The 20,058-nt window shown below is 71.0% G+C and carries 8 protein-coding genes and 1 pseudogene; 1 reads left to right on the plus strand and 8 read right to left on the minus strand.

Annotated features, from left to right (window positions below; genetic code table 11):
- Window positions 1–1,710: 1,710 nt before the first annotated feature.
- A pseudogene (locus OJJOAM_RS23655) lies at window positions 1,711–6,840 on the minus strand (glutamate cyclase domain-containing protein); the annotation flags it as partial.
- Window positions 6,779–7,354, minus strand: coding sequence for a hypothetical protein (locus tag OJJOAM_RS23660; RefSeq protein WP_422650065.1), 576 nt, complete (start codon window positions 7,352–7,354; stop codon window positions 6,779–6,781). The gene OJJOAM_RS23660 and the pseudogene OJJOAM_RS23655, both read right to left, overlap by 62 nt.
- An 82-nt stretch (window positions 7,355–7,436) precedes the next feature.
- Between OJJOAM_RS23660 and OJJOAM_RS23665 the strand changes: the two genes are divergently transcribed.
- Window positions 7,437–8,732: a hypothetical protein gene (locus OJJOAM_RS23665; RefSeq protein WP_422650066.1), complete on the plus strand. Its 1,296-nt coding sequence runs from the start codon at window positions 7,437–7,439 to the stop codon at window positions 8,730–8,732.
- Between the two features lie 175 nt (window positions 8,733–8,907).
- On the opposite strand, the gene OJJOAM_RS23670 is transcribed toward OJJOAM_RS23665, so the two are convergent.
- The 6 genes from OJJOAM_RS23670 to OJJOAM_RS23695 all read right to left on the minus strand — a co-directional run bounded on the left by OJJOAM_RS23670 (window position 8,908) and on the right by OJJOAM_RS23695 (window position 19,754).
- Entirely contained in the window at window positions 8,908–9,711 is an 804-nt protein-coding gene (locus OJJOAM_RS23670; protein WP_422650067.1) for a putative hydro-lyase, read from the minus strand.
- Between the two features lie 176 nt (window positions 9,712–9,887).
- On the minus strand, window positions 9,888–10,949 hold the full coding sequence (locus OJJOAM_RS23675) for a LysR family transcriptional regulator (protein WP_422650068.1): 1,062 nt from the start codon (window positions 10,947–10,949) through the stop codon (window positions 9,888–9,890).
- A gap of 100 nt (window positions 10,950–11,049) precedes the next feature.
- The gene (locus tag OJJOAM_RS23680) at window positions 11,050–11,655 is read right to left on the minus strand and encodes an SRPBCC family protein (protein WP_422650069.1); all 606 of its coding nucleotides are present in this window, start codon (window positions 11,653–11,655) and stop codon (window positions 11,050–11,052) included.
- A 250-nt stretch (window positions 11,656–11,905) separates the two neighbouring features.
- Window positions 11,906–14,320 (minus strand): LWXIA domain-containing protein, encoded by a 2,415-nt coding sequence (locus tag OJJOAM_RS23685; RefSeq protein WP_422650070.1) that lies wholly within the window; start codon window positions 14,318–14,320, stop codon window positions 11,906–11,908.
- On the minus strand, window positions 14,317–17,163 hold the full coding sequence (locus OJJOAM_RS23690; protein WP_422650071.1) for a DUF4781 domain-containing protein: 2,847 nt from the start codon (window positions 17,161–17,163) through the stop codon (window positions 14,317–14,319). Before OJJOAM_RS23690 ends, OJJOAM_RS23685 begins: the two co-directional genes overlap by 4 nt.
- A gap of 38 nt (window positions 17,164–17,201) precedes the next feature.
- A complete protein-coding gene (locus OJJOAM_RS23695; protein ID WP_422650072.1) occupies window positions 17,202–19,754 on the minus strand; it encodes a hypothetical protein in 2,553 nt (850 codons plus the stop codon).
- Window positions 19,755–20,058: the final 304 nt, after the last annotated feature.

Raw genomic sequence — 20,058 nt, forward strand, 5'->3', positions numbered from 1 at the left:
CTTGGGCGGGCCGCCTGCATTGGCGTCCGCCGGCCGGCCCGCGGCGCGCTCCAGCGTATCGAGCTTGAAACCGGCCGCGGGCAGCATCACCTCGACGCCCATCACGTCGGCCACCCGCTGCGCAAAGGCGTGCCGCGCATGCTGGCTGCCGCCGTCGAGCGCCAGCACGACCGCTGCGCCCTTCTTGCCCGCGTCGGCAAGTTCCAGCGCGAGCCGGTGCGCGCCCACCGCTTCGCCGTCCTCGTGGAGCAAGCCGCGCTCGCGATCGAAGCGGCCAAGCACGACGTTGTAGTCGTCCGGCGCCATCACCTTCAGCGCCGACGCGCCGAATCGCGCATCGGCATGGCGCGGCGGGACGGCACGCCAGCCGGCCGGATGGCTGGCGTTGGCGTTGGCGTTGACGTTGGTGTTGGCGTCGCCGGCGCGCACGGGACTCGGCGCATTGCCGCGCGGCATGACGAAGGCGCTTTCGGGCAGCGCCCGTCCGCCTTCGTTGACACCGACGATCGGCAGGGCCGGCATTGCGCCGTAGAAGCCTCCGCCGTGGCTGTGCACCGGTGCGTCGGACTGCGCCATGGCGTCAGGCGTCGCATCGACGTGCATCGCGCCGCCGAAGACCGTATCGCCATCGCCATACCAGCCGCGGATCTCCCACTTGCCGTCGGGCGCATGGACGCGCGCGTTCAGCGCGGTGGCCAGTTGCTGCGCCAGTGGCAGCGGACCGTCCATGCCGAAGCAGTCGTAGATCAGTACCGGCATGCCTTCGCGATAGTCCGGATGCGAGCGGATCCGGTCGGCCAGCGCCGCCGCGTCGTAGTCCGGGCGGCCGCTGCCATCCATGTCCATCCGCACGCCCTGGTATGCGCCTTCGGCACGCACCGTGAAGTAGCCGGGAACCTGCGGCACCGAAATCGGCATCGCGCGGTTGTCGAAGGTGACATAGCCCGCCTCGGCGGCCAGATCCAGATGCGCCCTCGCCCGCGGGAAATGTCCCAGCTGCCGCAGCACGTCGATGCGCTCGCCGCCCTCGTTGCGCACCAGCGGCTTGCCTTCGACAAACCCTTCGGGCAGCGCCACGCGGATATCGCCTTCGTAGGCGCGGTTCAGCGCGATCTCGCCCGGGATGGTGCGGCCATCGCGCCGCGACAGCGGCACGGTGCCGATGGCATCCTCGGCGGCCGGCACGCGGCCGGCCCGGTACTGCGCCTCGGGCACGACCTGCAGCCGCACCTTGACGCCCACCGCCGCCTGCCGGTCGAGGTGTGCCGCGGCCTGCTGCGGCGAATCGAAGGCGCCGATCACCTTGGGCCTGGCGTTGACAGAATCGGCTTCGCGCACCGCCACGTACTTGACGTCGGCAAGCCGGCCGCCGGTCGCGTGCACGCCGTCGATCACCGTGGCGATCGCCGTGTCGCCGGGTACGCCATCGCGCAGCGACCAGCTGCGATCGACGATCGCGGGAACATGGCGCGCCCGAGCATGGCCCGGCCCGCCGTCGTCGGCGCCATGGAAGGGACGGCGCAGCCCGTGCGCGAACAGGTCTTCCAGCACCGAGCGAGGCTGGCGGCGCGGCATCGCGGTGCCCATCAGCGCAGGCACCGGCGCGCCCGGCCCGGTGACCGAGTCGGCGCCGGCCCAGAGCCGCAGGAAGCGGTACACCGCCGCATGGACCTCCGGCGAGAAGCCGTCGACCGTCGCGACCTGCTGCCGCGACACGCCATCGACCGCGCCCGCGTGGACCGATGCCTCGATGGCCGACAGGATCTGGTTTTCGGTCGGCATCAGGTGGGCCTTGCCCAGCTGGCGCAGCATTGCCGCGCCGATGGCATAGGCACCCCAGTTCGACACGCTGGCGGTCACCAGGATGTCGGTCCTGACGGTCGAGGCGATCGGCGTGCCGTCCGGCGCCAGCGGGACGAACGCCGCCACATTGCCCATGCCCGCTTCGTTGCCGCCGTCGCCCACCGAGGACGTGCCAATGCCCATCTCCTGCGCCGCCTTCAGGAACGCGTCGATCCCCGGCGTGAAGTCGTCGAGGTTGACACCGCGCATATTGTGCTTGGTGCCGGCCGCCGTGCGTCCCGGCAGTTCGATCGACGACACGTGGTCCGGCCGCAGTTCCTCGAGCATCGCCCGCACCACCGGCGATGCGCTGTCGGCATGCTCATCGAAGACGTGGACCGAATCGAGCGGCTGCCCCATGTCGGCCAGCGCCGCTTCGAGAATCGGCTGGTTGGCCGAATCGACGATATAGCTGACACGCTTGCCGGCGGCGCGCAGCATCGCGCCCAGCGCCACGGTCCCCGGCGGGCCGTCGGTCTCGGGCATGCCCCTGGCCACCGAGAAGCCGGTCAGCAGCACGACGTGATCGGCATCGGCCATCGCCGCGCCGGCATGGATCGCCCCTTGCGGAATCGCCAGGCGGTCGATATTGCGGCCGGTATACCCGGTCACCGCCGCATCGATCGCCGCGGGCATGCGGTTGGCGTCGAGAATGCCGCGGATCTGGCCCGGGTCCGTGCTGGCGCTGAACTCGGGCACGCCGAACGCGCGCGCCCGCGGGTCCTCGGTCATGCCTTGCGCCAGCCGCACGACCTCGCTGGCGCGCCCGGTGGTCACCGCCAACAGCGGGAGCATGTCGTGCGCACTGACCTCCTCGAACGGAATCGGCTCCGGCAGCAGGTCTTCCTGCTTGAGCACGCCGCGCTCGATCAGCCGATCGACCAGCGCCTTGGCCTGGTACTGCATCGGGTCGATCACCTTGACGTGGCCCAGGCCGCTGGCGTCGAGCTGCTGGCGGATCAGCTTCGCCAGCGCGGGATAGTGCGTGCAGCACAGCCACAGCGTCTCGGTCTCGGCCGGAATGCGATCGGCGTTGATGTACTTGGCGACCAGCTTCTGGATCGCCACCAGCTCGGGCCCGTCGGTGGCCTGGTGCTGCAGCGCGTTGACCGCGGCGGCCCATTCGTTGGCGCCGATCTCCAGCACGTTCTGGCCGGTGCGCAGCGCGCCCACCGCGTCGCGATAGGCATGGCTGTTGACGGTGCCCGGCGTGGCGACCAGCGCAATATTGCGGCCACCGTCCGCCTTCATCGCGCGGGCGGTGGTATGGATCAGGTTGATGAAATCGCGCTCGTCCAGCCCGCGCCAGCCTTCCGGATAGGTGATGCACGCCGTATTGCAGCCGAGCGCATTGGCGTCGGCCTGCTGCTGGTGCATCGCGTGCAGGCCGTCGTTGACGCGCAGGATCAGGTCGTCGCGGTCGCGCCCGCCGTAGGTGCCCGCCGCGTGATCGCCGTACGCGACCAGCTGCACGCGCTTGCCGGTCATCGAGAAGATATGCCGGGCGATGTTCATGGCGGCCAGGATGCCGCCGTTGCTCGAATCGAAGACCGTGACCTCGATGATGTCGTCGATCACCTTGATGCCGAACTGCTCCGGGTCCACGCCCTTCGGCACGAAGCGGCGCTGCATGCCGTCCAGCATCTGCGCCAGGTCCAGCCCTTCCGGCAGCTGCTTGGCCTGTGCCTGCAGCAGCTCGTACACGCCCAGGTAGCTGCGCTTGTCGAGGCCGCGCATGCTGGTCGCGCCGCGCTCGAGCGTGATGCTGTCATAGGCATGCAGCGCGGCCATGCGGTCGATCATCGCGGCCACGCGCTCGGTCGACGGCATCGCATGGTCGGCGCCGGAGGCACGCTGCAGCGCGAAACCGACTGCCTGCGCCACCAGGTTGGCGTTCATGCCGACCACCGGATGGCTGGCGCCGACCGCCGACCATTGATCGATATCGGCCGGCTCGACATGCAGCGACGTCATCGCGCGCTCCAGCGCGGAGCGCATGCCGGCCGTATGGCTGTCGGCACCGATTGCCACGGTGACCAGATCCTTGGCGTTCGCCTCGATCAGCAGCTGGTCGACCCGCGGCGCGCCCTCGAGGCGTTCGCCGTTGGCCAGCCGGTATTCGCCGACGCGGTTGCGCCCGGCCACTTCGACCGCGACCACGGCCTGGGTCCGGTACTTGGCCAGCAGCGCCTGCGCCTGCTGCGCGGCCCGCGTCGAATCGGTGGCGGTGAAGGTCTCGATGCGGGCATCGGCGACGCCCAGCTCCCCTTGCAGCAGGTCGGCCAGCAACGCCTCGTGCGCGGGGTCGGTGACGTAGACCACCTCCTTGCCCAGCGCGCTCAGATAGGCGCCGAGCGACACCGCGCCGAGCGGACCGTGCGTGTCGGCGCCGCCGTGCAGCGTGGCGGGCGACGTCGCGATCAGCACCGTGTCGACATCGTGCAGCGCCCGTGCCGCCAGTTCGGCGCCATAGGGCACGGTCAGCGACATCGCGCGGCCGTCCATGCCGGACACGCGGTCCAGCGGCGAGATCGCGTTCTGCAGCACGATCGACGGCTCGGCGCGCGCGGCCTCCAGCACGGCGGCACGGCCGCCGCCATGCGCGAACACCGCGCTGCGGACATCGGGCCGGACACCGCGTGCATCGGCCCGTGCCTCGGCGCGCCGGCGGCTGCGGCCGCTCGTGCTGGTCCGGCTGGCCGCCGGCGGCGCGTCGCCGTGCCGGCTGCGCTCGCCCGCCTCGCGCATGTATTTGGTGACGGCCTGCTGCATCGCCCGGTCCATCATGCGATTGACCACGCCGTCCTGCAGCCGGGCGCCCTGCGCCACCGCGGCGTCGAAGGTCAGCCGGCTGGCCAGCTTGACCGATTGCCAGGCGCCCAGCTTCTGCGGGGTAAAGCTGCGCGAGCCGGTGCCATCGGCGGCATTGGCAGCGCTGCGAGGGGTGGGGTTCACCTCGGCGGGCGGCTCCGCGGCGACGCGCGGCGGCACGCCGTCGGCCTCGCCATCGCGTCCCGGCACGGCCGCCGGCCGGCCCGTGGTGCCCCGCTGCTGGCCCGTCTCGTCCCCGCCCGCGCGAAGCGGACCCGCCGTGTCCCCCGGCTGGCGTCCCTGCGTCGCGCCATCGTGGTTCGGACGCACGCGCACCGGCACGTCCGCATCGCGGCCATTGACCGCGGCGTCGCCGGCCTGCATCGCCTGCTGCAGGGCCTGCGCCTGTGCCGCGGCCTCGGCGGCGGGATGACGCCCGGTGACGCGCCGCGCGGCGTTGTGCACCGCCTGCGCGCTGCGGATCTGGATGCCGGCGGGCATCATCTGCGTCATGCCCATCAGCAGCATCGCGCCGTTCTGCAGCTTCTCGGTCAGCGTCATGTCGCCGCCGTGCTGCGCGAAGGTAATGGCCTGCTGGCCGGTCATGATCGCGCCGGAGCCGAACGCGGCGCCGTTGAACACGCGGCTGCCGATCGCCATGCGGTTGGCATTGCCGGCCAATGTCCTGGCCGCCATCTGCGAGAACGTCGACGAGTTGCCGCCCAGCGTGCCGCCAGCCCGCATCGCCAGCGACGCGCCCTTGCCCAGGCCCAGCCCCGCCATGCCGGCTACCGAGCCGAAGCCGTTGGCCCACAGCGAAAACGCGCGGGCATTGTCCAGCGGATTGAGCGAGCGCCCATGCGTGGCCATGTCGTTTGCATCGACCGCCGTCACCGCCAGGCCATAGCCCATCGAGCCGAGCATGCCGCCCCAGGCGGCCGCCACCAGCGGCGTCAGCGTGCCGCCGGAGGCCACCATCACGCCGATGCCGCCGATTGCGCCGACCGCGGCCACGCCGATATCGAGCCAGGCGCGGAATTTCTCGCCATCGGTGACGATATGCGCGTCGATATCGTCGAACTCCGCATGGCCGTCGGCGCCCAGGCTCAGGTCCCGGGCCAGATAGACGGTGCCCTTGTCGTGGAGCTCGTTGTTTTCCTGGAAGTCGCGCTCGGCCGGCTGATCGCCCTTGCCGTAGACCGCGCCCTGGTCGTCGACCCACAGCGTCTTGCCATCCTTGCCGACGAATTCGAAGACGGCGCTCTGATAAGGCGACATGCCGGGCCCGGTCACGTACATCGGAATGACCTTGATGGTGGCGCCTTCCGGCACGTCCTCGGCCAGCTGTTCCTTGATCAGCTTCGGATCCGCGTTGGGCGCGGCCAGCGCGATCGCATTGTCGAGCGCCTTGTCGTCGCCGGCCTTGACCGTCAGCTCGTCCTTGCGCAGCGCCAGCGAATCGAAGGTGCCCTGCAGGATCTCATCCTTGTCCAGTTCGAACCGGCGCTGGTCTTCCTTGGCCTTTTCGGTGCCGCTGTACTTCTCGTGACCCCGATCCATCGCGCGGGTCAGGTCGTAGTCGGCCATCGGCGGCGCGCGGTCGTGGTCCTTCAGCTCCTTGGCGAAGGCAAGCGACAGGCTGGTGTGCCCCTTCGCCGCGGCATCCTCCGCGCCGCCATAGATGCGCCCCTGCGTGCCGCCGACCTGGTTCTGCATCACCATGGTGAAGACGTCGTTGTCCTCGTTGGCGAGCCAGCTGGCGGTCGAGGTCGCGGCGGGGCCGGTGCCGAGTTCGGAGCCAGGATTGCGCGCGTAGTAGCCGGCGTCGGCGGCGTCGACCACCGCGGCCAGGCCATGGTAGAAGTCGTTCCAGTCGTTGTAGCTGCCGCCGGACGGCGCGACATTGCGGCCGGTCCAGTCGTTGCTGTATTCGCTCTTGACGGTATCGAGCAGCGTGGTGGCGTCTTCCTCGGTCAGATACGGCGCGACCTGCTGCATGTACTGGCCGACCCGGTCGGCGTACATCGTTTCCTGGCCGATGATCGGCTTGTAATCGTCGTCGTGCGTCTTGCCTTCGAGGTCCTTGCGCATCGACGCCTCGATCTGCGCGCGGAAGGCCTCGCCGTCAAAGCGATTGCCGTCCACGGCGAGATAGCGCTCGCGCTCCCTGTTCGGTCTGCGCGGCATTGGCCGCGCCCTGGCGCAGCTTCAGTGCGCCGACGAAGTCGCCCGCATCGAGCTTCTTGCTCAGGTTGTCCTGCAGATAGCCCTCGCGCAGCGGCACCGAGCCTCGCATCAGCGACAGCATGCGCTGCATGCCCGCTGCCGCGGCGGCGCTGTCTTCCTTGCTGACGCCCTCGCCGCCTTCCGCGCGCCGCTGCGTCTCGGTGAACGCGTACATCACCAGGCCGGAGTTCTTCACACCGGCCTCGAACGCGCGCCGCGTCGGATCGTTCGGCGGCGCATTCTCGGCGGGGACAAGGTAATCCGCTCCCAGCGACTTGTACATGACATAGGCCGCGGGGTTGAACTCCATCAGGTCCCGTTCCTGCTGCGACAGGTCGCGCGGTGTCGCCGAGTTCGGATCCATCTTGGCGTCCGGATCGAGCGTCAGCCCCTGGACCTGCGCCATCGCCAGCGTGGTCGGATCGGTCTGCGCAAGCTCGCGTTCGAACTCGTTCTCCGGGGTCAGATGTTCCATCTCCCCCGGCGATCCGCCCCTGCATGTCGGCGGTCGCGATGACCGTGCGCATGCCCTGGTCGCTGCCATAGCGGCCCTGCAATTGCTCGATGGCCTGCTGCCGGTAGCTGTCGGGCACCTTGACGCCCTTGCCGGCCTGCAGCGCTTCGAGCTGTGCCTCGGCATCGTCGACGCGGTTTTGCGCCTCGGTCAGGTCGTAGCCGCGATCCGTCATCGATTGCGAGCGGTCGTGCGGCTGGTTGCGGACGTCGCTCAGCTTGGTATCGGCATCCTTCTTGTAGAGCTGCGTGGCCAGCGTATCGATCTCGACGCGCATCGTGCCGAGATAGGTCTCCTCGGCCTTGTCCCGCGTCTGCTGCGCCTCGTGCACGGCCGCGCGCGCGTCGCTGACGGCCTGGCCGCTCTCGGGATCGGCGCGGCGGATGCCCATCGGGATTTCGGACAGCGCCTTCTCTTCCCGCTGCAAGGTGGCCTCGGCCTGGTCGAGCCGGTCTTCGGCGAGTCCCAGCTGGAAGCGCGCCCCCTGCGTGTCGCGCGCTTCCTGCGTCGGCTCGGCCTTCAGAAAGCCATCCTTGATGCTGTCGAGGTTCTGGTCGAGCACCGGATCGTTGTAGCGCTCGCGGATCTCCCTGGCCTTGGCGTCGACCGCCGCGGTGATCGCCTTGTCGTCGCCGCCGCTTGCCGCGGCCTGATTGGCGGCCACGCGCAACTCGTTTTGCGCGCCGGCCATCACCATGCCGTATTTCTGCTCGATCGGCTTCCAGTCGGCATCGGTCATGGTGCCGGCATTGCGCTTGGTCTCGCTGTCGTCGTACGCGCTCTTGGCGTCCTTGTGCCAGCGATCGGTGTGCCCCTTCGCCTCGTTCTGCTCTTGCTCGCGCGCTTGCTGCGCGGGATCGGTGGCCGGCTTGTCGCCGCCCGGACCCTTGACCTGCACCACGCCGGCCGGCTGCGTTTGCGGGGTGTAGAGCGCCGGCGTGACGACGGGCTGATTGTTCGTCGCGCGATCCGGCTGCTGTTTCTGGTCGGCCTGCTGCGTCTGGTTTGCCTGCTGCGCCTGCTGGGCCTGCTCCGCCTGTTGCGCCTGCTGGGCCTGGTTGTTCTGTTCGTTGCGCCGGGCGCTTTCCGCTTCCTGGGCCTGCCGCTGCCGTTCGGCCTCGCGAGCCTGCGCGCGCCGGGCCTCCTCTGCCGCCGCGCGTGCCGCGGCTTCGGCGGCGGCGCGGGCCGCGGCGAGAATGGCTTCGCGGGCTTGCATCAGGTCCTTGAAATCCAGCATGACGCTCTTCTCCTGAGGAACGGGGGCGATGCGAACGGCGTTAGCGCAGGCATGACGTGGGCGCGCGGCGGACCGCGCCTGGGCGCACTGCGGCCAGCGTGACAGGCCATTGTCTGCCCGGTGTCGCGCGATACCAACTAGGGAGAATCGTAGGCTGAGGGATCAGCCGGCCACCGGGAGGGCATGGAACTACGTGAATACGTAGTCGAGGACCGCAAGGCGCCGCGACCCGGGGCAACGACGCGCAACACTGTCATCGCCCCGTCATGGCAATCGTCTACAGCCGGTTGTTGTCGAGGTCGGTGACCAGCATGCAGCCCGGCGCATGCGTGATGCAGATCTCGGGGCGTGCTTCGCGTATCACGGCCTGCGGGGTCACGCCGCAGGCCCAGAACACCGGGATCTCGTCCTCGTCCACCGGCACCGCGTCGCCGTAGTCGGGCGCCTCGATATCCTCGATGCCGATCAGCCGCGGATCGCCGATATGCACTGGCGCGCCGTGGACATCGGGATAGCGCGCGGTGATCTCGGTGGCGAGGATCGCATCAGCGGCCTTCATCGGCCGCATCGACACCACCAGCTTGCCGGACAGGCGCCCGGCCGGCCGCGTCTCGATCGAGGTGCGGAACATCGCCACGTTGCGGCCGAGATTGATGTGCTTGAGCGGAACGTTGGCGGCGATCAGCGCATGCTCGAACGAGAACGAGCAGCCGATCGCGAAGGCCACGAAATCGTCGCGCCACAGCGAGGCGATGTCGGTGGTCTCCTGATAGTCGGTGCCGTTGCGGTAGACGCGATACAGCGGCACATCGCTGCGGATGTCGACATCGACGCCGAGATTGCGGAAGACCGGATCGCCCGGCTCGGTGACATCGATCAGCGGACAGGCCTTGCGGTTCAGCGCGCAGAACTGCAGGAAGTCATAGGCCCAGTCGCGCGACAGGATGACGATATTGGCCTGGACATAGCCCCTCGCCAGCCCGCTGGTATGGCCGCGATAACGGCCGGAGCGGATCAGGGCGCGCAGTGCGGCGGGGTCTTCGGGCAACAGTCCGTTGGCTTGCTGAAGGGGCAGGTTCATGGTCGTCGGCGTGGAGTCGTGCACGCGAGCGCAACGCGCGCTGTTCGCGAGATGTGCAACGATTCTGGACGCCGCGCCGATGCACTGTCCAACAAATCTTTTGGATGCAGCGCGATAAGGCTTTTCGATGACAAAGGCAAGCGAGGCTTGCCTTGGGCGATCCGAGGTGCCGGATCTCAGGCGTCGCTCGCGCGATCGCCACCGGTGTCGCGCGCGGTATCGCCGCCGGTATCGCGGCCGGTATCGCGCCCCGTGTCGCGCCCCGTGTCGCGCCCGTTATCGCCTTCGCTATCGCCACCGCTGCCCTGCGCGGCCGCATTGGCCACCAGCATCGCCTTGTCCTCGCCCGCCTCCGCGCAGAACGCGGCCACCACGCCGACCGTCAGCGCGATCACCGACTCCGACAGCTCCAGTCCCGCACCGGTGCGCCACGAGGCCACGATGTCCAGCGAAGGCGGATGGCTGTCGATATCGACGATGGTCAGCGTGCCGTCCTCGAGCTCGCGCCGCACCAGCACCGGCGGCACCGCGCCGATGCCGAAGCCCTCGCCGATCAGCCGCGTCATCGCCGCGACCGAATTGACGCAGCTGATGCGCGGCGACGGCACGCCGTTCAGATGAAACAGGCTCAGGATGTCCTGATGCGGGCGCGAGTTCTTGACGAAGGTGATCACGCGTTCGCCGGCGAGGTCGTCCAGCGAGCGATACGGCCGGTCATAGGCCGAGCCCCTGGCGACGATCCAGCGGATCGGATACTTGGCCAGCTCGATATTGCGCACGGTCTCGACGCGCAGCAGATCGGTCTGGAAGATGATGTCGAGATAGCCCTTCTGCAGCTGGTCGCACAGGTTCAGCGCCGCGTCGGCGGTCAGCTCGATCTCCAGCGCCGGGTAGGCTTCCATCACGCGGCGGACCACCGACGACAGCCACGTATGGATGACCGAATCCATCGCGCCGATGCGCAGGCGTCCCTCGCTGACGCGCGTGGAGTCGATCGACTGGCGCAGCCGGTGCATGGTGTTGACCATGCGCTCGGCGTATTCCAGCACCTGCTGGCCCTGCGGGGTCAGCGAAACGCCGCGCGAATCGCGCAGGAACAGCTTGACGCCGAGGTCTTCCTCCAGCACGGCGATGCGGCTGGAAATCGAGGCCTGGGTGGTGAACAGTTTTTCCGCGGTCAGCCGGAAGCTTCGCAAACGGGCGACCCAGACGAACGTCTCGAGAAAGCGCAGGTTCATGTCGACAGGGGTTGGACACGGGAATCACGATGCGGCTGGCGCGGACGAAAAACACCGGCATCGCGCGCCGCGGCGCCCTGCCGCACCGCGGCCGTGTCGCTCAACTTCCCTGCGTCGACGGACGCGCCGCGTCGGTGGACTCGCGCACCGGGTACGCCGGCGCGGCATCGACCGGCTGCTCGGCCAGCACCTTGATGCGGCCCAGCCCCTTCTGCATTTCGTCGCCCAGCGCCTGCGGGTACTCCGCGCGAGGACCGGCGGGCACGGACAGCGGGTCGAGCCACATCTGCCACGTTACCACGGCGGTGCCGGCATCGGGACCGGGACTTACCTGCAGTCGCCCGCGCGTATGGTTCGACAGCTTGCGGTAGACGTAGGAATACGGTCCCCTATCGACCAGCACGTCGACCACCGGCGGCCCGCCGTTCTTGCGCTCGGCGCGGCGGACGGTACCGGGAGAGCCGTCGCCCAGCACCACGCTGCACGAGCGCAGCGCGGTATCCCACTTGGCGATCGCACAGTAGTCGCCGGCCTGGCTCCATACCAGCTCGGGCGTGCGGTGGATCAGGATCGAGCGCTCCACCGGGACCAGTTGGGCCTGGGCTGCGGGCGCGATGGTCAGCGTCGCCAGCGCGGCCAGGGCCGCCAGCGGCGCGCCACGAGGGCGCCGCCGTGCAAGAACGAGGGATGAGTGGTGGTCGGGCATGCCGGCGGAAGGATCGGTCGTCGGAGAAAGAATGGTGGTCGGTGCGAGATGCGCCAAGGCGCTCGGTTTCGCGTGGATGTGCGTCCCTGCATGTTCCTGCATGTTCCTGCATGTTCCTGCGTGTTCCTGCACGTCCATGCGGATCCATGCCCGGCCATCGCGGCCGGGCTCGGTGATGGCGTAGCGTACCGCGAGCGGCGCGCCTTGCCATCACCGAAGCTTCGTAGGACCGGAACTTCGCGCGGGTCCGTCAGCCCTGGCGCGTCTGCGGCGGTGCGATATCGACCAGCCAGCCGGGCACGATGCGGTCCGGATCGCCGATCGACGCATTGAGCTGCAGCAGATGATCGAGGGCCCGGCTGGTCTGCCCGATCTCGCCCAGGGATGCGGCACCGGCCCCGCCATCGGCGGCCAGCAGGGTATCGCGATGGCTGCGCGCGATGTCCCACAGCGTATCGCCCGGCGCCACCTGGTGGTAGCCCGCCAGCACCGCGGCGGCGCGCCGCGACAGGTTGCGATGCGGCGCCTCGATCGTCGGCGCCGTGGCCTGCCGCTCGGCCAGGGCCAGTGGCGCGGTGCCGCGCGCGGTATCGGGCGGTGCCGCACGATGGCGGCCGGAAGACCCGAACAGGTCCGGCCACTGGAACTCCTTGTTCAACGTGATCGCGTCGATCTCGCTGACGCGGGACTTCGACAGGTCCGGTCCCTTCAGGTACCACAGCTGCGCCGGGCCGACCTTGCTGCCGTACTGGCCGATCTGCAGGCGGTTGGCGGTATTGGAACCGTAGAAGCGCAGCGGGCCGATATTGGTCGCATCCATCAGCACCGGCGTGACCGGCCACGACCACGTGGCCTGCCCGTCCACGTCGGTCAGCCTGCCGTTGGCGAAGTTGGTGCGCAGGATGTTGTGCTTGACGTGGCCGACGCGCAGGCTCGCCATGCCCATCTTCGACAGCCATGGCAGGCCGAAGCGATAGGCGACGCCGCCCTCGAGGATATTGACGCCGTCGCGCGTGCCGACCGTCGTCTTGCCGTCGCGCGAGAACGCGAACGGCGTGGTGCTGCCGCCCACCCACAGCGACTTGATGCCGCCGATATTGAGCCACAGCGTCATCGAGTTCAGCCCGTCGCGCGAGCGGAAGGTGATCTGCCAGCCGTCGATGCGCGTGGTGTCCGGCAGGTTGTACTTGCGCAGCTCGCGCGGATCGCGCGAGACGTCCACCTGCCCGGTCGCGGCCGCGTAGGCGCCATGGGCCAGCGCCGCCGCGCGCGCGCCGCGCTGCAGGCCGCGGCGGACCTGGGCGAAGGTCAGCGCGCTGTCGCCGCTGGCGTTGGCGAGGCCCCCCTGCAACGCAGTGGGCGCCGTGCGCGCGAGCCGCTGCCGCACCGGCCCCAACGACACCGTGCCCAGCCGCGCATCGGCGCGCTGCTGGCGCTGCGCCCATGCCAGCAGGCTGTCGGCGGCGCGCGGGTTGGCGACCGCCAGCCGGGCCAGCGCGCCGTCGCCTCGGCCGAAGACGGCGCGACGGGCTTCGGCCGCCTCGCGCCGGGCCTCGCGATGGCGGGCCGCGGCCTCGTGCATCGCTGCGCGCAGGTCCTGGCGATTGGCCGGGCGATTTGCCGAGCGATCGGTCTGGCGATTGGCCTGGCGATTGGCATGGGAGCCCCCGCTTGCACGTTGCGCGCGCCGCCAGGCCTGCGTGGCCTGCTGCTCGGCAGCGCGGGCATCGGCCCGCTGCCATTCGGCGCGCCGCCATTGGCGCATCGCGGCCACGCCCTCGCCGACGCGCGTCAGGCGCGGATCGGCGGCGGCCTGCCGGGCCAGATCGCGCAGGTGTACGGCCTGCGCCTGCCATGGCGAGTCGGCACCGCCCTGCTGCGCGAGCCGTTCCATCTGGCGTGCCGCACGCTCCAGCACGCGGCGCCACGCCGCGGGATGGGTGTCGCGCAGCGCGGCCAGCGCGCCGTCCGCCGGCGGCTGGCTGGCCCGACCGCGCTGCGCCGAGCCGGTCCTCGGCGTCAGACCGCCCTCGCCGAACACCGCGCGTCCCGCGCGCTCGGCGTTGGTCTCCGCGAGCCGCTGCGCCTGCGCCGCCAGCGCATGCTGGCGCGTCAGCGCGCGATGGGTCGCGGTGCCGGGCGTCGCCGTCCGCAACCGCGCCGACAGCGCGTCGGTCACCCGCGCGGCATCGTTGGCGCTGCGCAGCGCCTGCCGCCAGGCGCGCAGGCTGGCGGCCGCGGCGCGCCGCGTATCGCGCTTGCGTACCCGCGCCGCGGCAAGCAGCAGCTCCGCATAGGCGCGCCGGACCTCGCGCGCCGAATCGCTGCCCCTCGCCTCGGCACGGCTGGGCACGAAGCCCTGCCAGCGACGCACCGTCCCTGCCTCGCCGCCCTGGTAGCGCTCGCGCACACCGCCCGCCGCCGCGAGACGCCGGGCCACGTCGGGCGAATGCGCGGCCACGGCATCGACGAAGGCCTGCCATGCCGCCAGCTTGGACTTGGTATTGCCCGCCGCCGCGGCCTTCGCGGCCAGCGCGCTGGCGCGCTCCTGGTAGAAGATCGCGCGGCCGGCGTCGAGTCGGTTCAGCGCGCCGTTGCGCGACGCCCGGTTGCCATCGGCGTGCGGACGCGCCGGCCCCGATCGCATCACGGCCGACCACGTCATGCCGGCGGGGGGTACGAGCAACGGATCCCGTCGGCGCATGTGGAGCGAGGCGCAGCGACGCGCGCGGCGTCGGCATGCCGAGCCGCCGCGCCTGCAGCCACAGCAGGCCGGTGCCGGCATCGGCCATGCCCATGCGGAACCGTTGCCGCAGCGACGCCGCCACGGCGCGTCGCCAGCGTGGCGGCAGCGCCGGCATCCCCCGCAGCCGGATCGGCCGAGCGGCGCGGCGCGACCGCATGGATATCGCCTTCGATCGATGCGCGAACCGGCTTGGTTGCGCCCTTTGGCACGTAGTCGAGCACCGCGTCGCGATTCGCACGCATCGCGTCGAGCGTCTTCGACACCAATGCCGCGCCATCGGTGAGCGCAGCGCGATGGCTGGCGATCCGGGACACCAGCGCTTGCGCATGGGCCACGGTGCCGGCGTCGCGCGACGCCGCCGCTTGCCGCGCCGGCAGCGCGGCCCGCCACTGCTGCAGCTCGCCACGCAGATGCCGGGTGGCCTCGGCGCGCGGCGTCAGCACGGTATCCGCGCCCTTGAAATCGCGCTGGTTGGCGGCAAGACGTCGCAGTTCCTGCCGCAGGCCGATCGCCAGCATTGGATGCCAGCTGGTGGCCAGCCGCTGCGCGGCCGCGTCGAGGCGGCGCAGGTCGCGAACGATCGCCTGCTGGCGCGCGGCGTCGGTCTCCCACCGCAGCCGCGCCAGTTGGGACTGCGCGCGCGCCTCGATCTGCCGCATCTGCTGACGCATCGGCCCGGACAGCCAACGGTGCAGCGCATGCCCGTCCTCGAACGCGGCCTCGCGCGCCACGCGCACCAGCTTGGCCTCCGCATCGCGCTGCTTGCCGATGGCCTGCGCCGCGCCGCGGCGGCCGGCGTCGAGCCAGTTCAGCATGCCCAGCGTGTCGACGCGGCTGAGCCGGTCCTGTACGGCGCGCCAGCGGGTGCGCGCCACGGGATAGCTGTGCGGCGGGGTTTCGGTGCGAGGCTGGGCGGCCGACGCGCTCGGTGTTGCCGGGGGCCGTGCCGCGCCGGCGGGATCGGCGCCCTGCCGCCTCGTCGAGCCGGGCAATCCCGGCAATCCCGGCAAACCCGGCAATCCCGCCAGCCTCGACAGGCTCGGCAGCCGCTGCGCCAGCGTGTCCTGCCATTGCCCCAGGCGCATGCGCGCCGCCGCCAGCGGTGTCTGCGCGGCATTGCGCAGCGGCATCGCCAGCGTCGTCAGCGCCTGCGCGCCACGGTCCAGACCTGCCACCGTGCCGCGCCATGCCGTCGCGACATGGCGCGTGCCGGCCAGCGCGCCGGTCGCGCCCTGGCGGATCCACCGGCCGCTGACCGGATTGATCATGAACTGCACGCCGCCGAGCAGCAGTTGCGTGCGCGTGGTGGCGCGCTCGCCGGGCGTCATGTTTTCCCAATTGGACACGGCCGAGTACGCGGTATAGCCATAGGTACCGGCGCCGACCGCCAGCGCCTGGCGGCCGCTGCGGGTGGCCTGCTGCTGCAGCGCCTGCGTGCGCAGCGCCAGCTGGCTGGCCTCGTCGGTCAGGCCGCGGCTTTCGGCCACCAGCGCGCGCTGGCCGCTGCGCGCCGCGCTGACGCCGGCCACGCCGGCACGCACGCCCAACGCTGCGGCGAGGATATTGAGCCCATCGATCAGCATCTGCGGGTTCTTGTCCGGATTCCAGCTCTGGCCATGCGAGATCTGGTCGGCGATGCTGGCGGCCGAGGTGCCGACGCCGTACGCGGTGGCCGCTCCGGCGGCGGCCAGCGCAACGGGCGCCAGCGCGCCGCCGGAGCCGACCACCAGCACCACGCCGGCGACGATGCCGACGCCGGCCGCCACCGTATCGAGATGGGTCTTGCGGCGGAAACTCTCCCAGCCGCTCTCGATGCGCGCGTCGCCGATCTCCAGCTCGATATTGCCCTTGCTGTCCACCGTGAATTCGCCGTCGCGCGGCATCGCCAGCACGGCATCCGCGGCCGGCAGCGTATTGTTTTCGCGGTAGTCCTTCAGGTCGTCGTAGGCGCGTCCGGCCTCGTCGACGAAGCGCGGCCCCTGGTCCGTCTCGACCTTGAACAGCATCGTGCGCGTGATGCCGCGCTCGCGGCTGGCGTAAACCACCGGCAGCAGCGTGACGCGCGCATGCTCGCCGCCCTGCTCGATCAGCTGGTCGGCCACCACGTCGAGCATGTCGGCGTAGTCGTCGTCGATGCCGGCAAAGATGTCCTGCTTGCGCAGCGTCTCCGTCTGCGCGTCGGCGTCGCCCGCAAGCTTGACCTCGGGCGGAATGCCGAGCGCCAGCCCCGCCATATTGCGGGCATGCGTGCGGCCCGCCATCTCGTAGGGCCGGCCGCCATAGTTGACGTAATGCTGGTTGATGACGCCCTGCGCCATCGCGCGCGGTTCGGAGACGAACAGCTCGTACAGCGCCGCAGGGTCCTCACGCTGCTCGGGCGTCAGCGTCGCGGTCAGTGCGCGGGTCTCCTGCGCGGCGCCGGCCTGCGCGGCCTCCTGCACCAGTTGCTGGCGCGCGGTGTCCTCGTTGTCGAGCGCCTGCTGCAGCGGGGCCCAGGTCGGGGCGTCCTGCTCGCGGAGATAGGGATGCTCGCGCTTCCAGGTCAGATGTTCGTTGCGCAGCCGCTCGACGTCGTCGCTGGCCGCGCCGCTGTCGCGCTCGCTGCGATAGCGTTCGAGTTCGGCGGCGCTGGCCGAGGCCGTGGCACGCGCGCGCTCCAGCGCCTCGCCGGTGGAGACCACGGTCTCGTCCTTCTGCACGTCGACACCGCGGTCGCGCGCGCGGTCCTCGGCCTCGAAGCGGGCGCCCAGCGCGGCCAGCAACGCGCGATGGTCGGTGTCGACCTGCGCGGTGAGGCGGGTCAGTTCGGGGGCGTTGTTGGCGTTGTTGGCGTTGTTGGCGTTGTTGGCGTTGTTGGCGTTGTTGGCGTTGTTGGCGTGGGGGGGATATTGGGACCGTTGGCGCCATTGGCATTGGCGCTGGCATTGGCCGCCGCGTTACCGTCGCGGCGCGCCTGCGCGATGGCCTGCGCGTCCTGGTTCAGCGTTTCATAGTCGCGCCATGCGGTGTCCTCCTGCTTGATCGCGGACTGCAGCTGCGCATGCGCTTCCCAGACGCGCGCGGTGACCGGGTCCATTTCGACGCGCGATGGACTCTGCCCGGGAATCGACAGCGTGGTCGATGAAGCGGGATAGCTGCTGTACTGGCTTGGGTATTGCCCCGAGAACTGCGCCGGGTACTGGACATACCAGCGGCCGTTCTCCTTGACGGCAACCGGTGGCGAACCCGGCGGCGCCAGCAGCGGTGCGGCGCTGAACGTCGTCGGCGTGGCCGAGCTGGCCGGCGTGGACGACGTGGCCGACGGCGATGGCGCGGACGGCTTGTCGCCGGTCGCATTGCCGGCCGCCGGATCGACACCGCCCGGCAACACGGTCCAAGGCGCTGGCCGCGCGGCTTCGCCGAGGTTTGGCGCGCCAAGGTTCGGCGACAGCAGCGGCGAGGTCGACAGCGACGGGGCCGTGCCCGGCGACGATCCCGGCGGCTGCGTGGACGGGGCGAGCGACCCGGACGGCCCCGACGGCCCCGACGGTCCGGACGGTCCGGACGGTCCGGACGGTGTAAAGGGTCCAGTCGGCCCGGACGGCCCGGACGCCGAGAAGTCGTGCGTGCGATGGGCCTCGAGCGCCAGCGCGTATTCGCCCTCGGCGGCGCGCCTTGCCTCGGTGGCGGCCAGCGCGTCGCTGCGGTCGTGCGCCAGCGCCTGGGCCAGGCGCGTTTCGTCGCGGCGCTCGCGCGCGGTGTCGATTTCCTGCTGGGTCGCGCCCGGGCGCCGCACCGTCGCCTCATAGGTCTGCGCCGCGTTGGCCGCGGCCTCGTCGGCGGTGGGCAAGGCCCGCTGCGCGGCACCACCGTCCTTGCGCCATTCGTCGGTCCGGCCCTGCCGCAACACGTCCGCCGCGTCGCCGTTCGCGTTCGCGGCCGTCCCGTGCACGTTGGCGCGCGCCTGGCTGGCCGACTCGCGCAGCGTGGCGATGCGGCCGTCGTCCGGCGCACCGGCTCCGCCCTGCTCGCGGGCGCGCAGCCCTTCGACCAGCGCCGCGTCGGCTTGCTGCGAATGGCGCAGGGCCTGCAGCGCGTCGTGGTCGCCGCGGGCAGCCTGCATGCGGTCCTGCGCGTCGGCGTAGGCGATGCGCGCCTTCTCGCGGACATCGGGATTCGTTGCGCCTTCGTAGGCGGTGCGGGCCTGCTCGAGACCGGTCTGCGCCTCGCGGTACTCGGTGTCGATCCCCGCGGCACGGTCGCGCAGGGCCTTGCGCGCGGCCTGATCGTCCTTGGCCGACTGCGCCCCGGTCAGCGCGGTCTGCGCGGCCGTATTGCGCTGCTCCAGCGTCTGCCTGGCCCGCCGGACCTCGGGCGGTTCGACCAGGCACTGGTTGGCGCGCGCCTCGTCGACGCGATGCTGCTCCTCCTTGGCGGCGAGGTCGTTCGCGGCCACCTGCGCGTCCCACGAGGCCTGCGCGGCGACTGCCTGCCGGTCCGCCACCCACCATGCGTCCAGCGCCGCGCCGTAGGCATCGTCGGCGCGCTGCAGCGCCGCGGCATCGCCCTCCGTGCGGGCACGCTCGCGCGCCGCGCCGGCCTGCTCCAGCTCGCGCCCGGTCCTGGTCAGCTCACGCTGCGCGGCATCGCGCTCGTAGCGGCGCCATTCCGTCTCGAGCGTCGCCGCGGCGCTGTCCGACTGCCGCCGCGCGGCAGCGGCCGTTTCGCGGGCCTCGGTCAGTGCCTGCCGGTCGGCGGCATTCAGACTGGTCGAATCGCTGCCCGGCGGCGCCAGCGCCGTCACCGCGCGGTCGGCGGCGGCCAGTTCGGCATCGGCCCGCTTGGCGGCGACATCGGCAACCGCGACCCCGTGCAATTGCTGCGCATCGTCGTACGCGGCCTGCGCCGCGTCGACCTTGGCCTGGTTCCGCGGACCGGGCTCGCGCAGCGCCTCGGCCTTGGCCTCGTCGAGCGCGATCCGCTTGTCGTGCGCGTCCAGTTCGAGCGCGGCCTGGTTCAGCTCCGCCTTGCGCGTGGCCGCGATGGCTTCGGCGGTCTCGGCCTTGGCGATATCGTCGCGCGATTGCGAGCGCTCGGCGGTCTCGCGCGCGGCCTCTGCCTGCTGGCGCGCGGCCGCCTCCGCCTCCTGGGCCTGGCGCAGGCGCTCGAGCATCGCGGCAATCTGTTCGCGCATCTGCTGCAGGCGCGCCTGCAGCTCGGCCAGTTCGCGCTGGCGCTGCGCGGCCGAGTTCGCCTCGGCCTCGGCCGCGCTCGGCGGCGGCGCGGACGGTGCCGGCGGCGGTGGCGGCGGAGGCGGCGGGACCGTGACCGGGCGCACCATCGAGGGACCTGACAGATCGGCGGGATAGCTCATCGTGACCTCGCAAGGAAGGCCGGGCGAGGCACCATGCCGATGCGGGCGCGCCCAGACCCGGGGCGCCGCCATCAGACCGCTCGTCGATGAAGGCCCCATGACGACACGAACCCTCGTGGTGCGAAGCGCCGCCGCTGCTGCGCTGCACAGCAATATCCCTACGAGTCTCCGTAGCGCATCCCCTGCCCCGCGCGTCACTGGCGCGCCGTATGCTTACGCGTTGCCCTCGATGGGCCGAGCGATGGGCGAGAACGAGGATGGGCGGCAAAGGCGCGGGGATCGCCGTTTGGGCGGCATCGCGTCA

Source organism: Cupriavidus sp. H18C1, from assembly GCF_049311595.1.
GTDB classification, from domain to species: Bacteria; Pseudomonadota; Gammaproteobacteria; order Burkholderiales; family Burkholderiaceae; genus Cupriavidus; species Cupriavidus cauae.

Excerpts from the sequence above, each read along its gene's own strand:
- OJJOAM_RS23660 (WP_422650065.1), bottom strand. The coding sequence starts at position 7,354 with ATGGAACATCTGACCCCGGAGAACGAGTTCGAACGCGAGCTTGCGCAG.
- OJJOAM_RS23670 (WP_422650067.1), bottom strand. The coding sequence starts at position 9,711 with ATGAACCTGCCCCTTCAGCAAGCCAACGGACTGTTGCCCGAAGACCCC.
- OJJOAM_RS23675 (WP_422650068.1), bottom strand. The coding sequence starts at position 10,949 with ATGAACCTGCGCTTTCTCGAGACGTTCGTCTGGGTCGCCCGTTTGCGA.
- OJJOAM_RS23680 (WP_422650069.1), bottom strand. The coding sequence starts at position 11,655 with ATGCCCGACCACCACTCATCCCTCGTTCTTGCACGGCGGCGCCCTCGT.
- OJJOAM_RS23685 (WP_422650070.1), bottom strand. The coding sequence starts at position 14,320 with ATGACGTGGTCGGCCGTGATGCGATCGGGGCCGGCGCGTCCGCACGCC.
- OJJOAM_RS23695 (WP_422650072.1), bottom strand. The coding sequence starts at position 19,754 with ATGAGCTATCCCGCCGATCTGTCAGGTCCCTCGATGGTGCGCCCGGTC.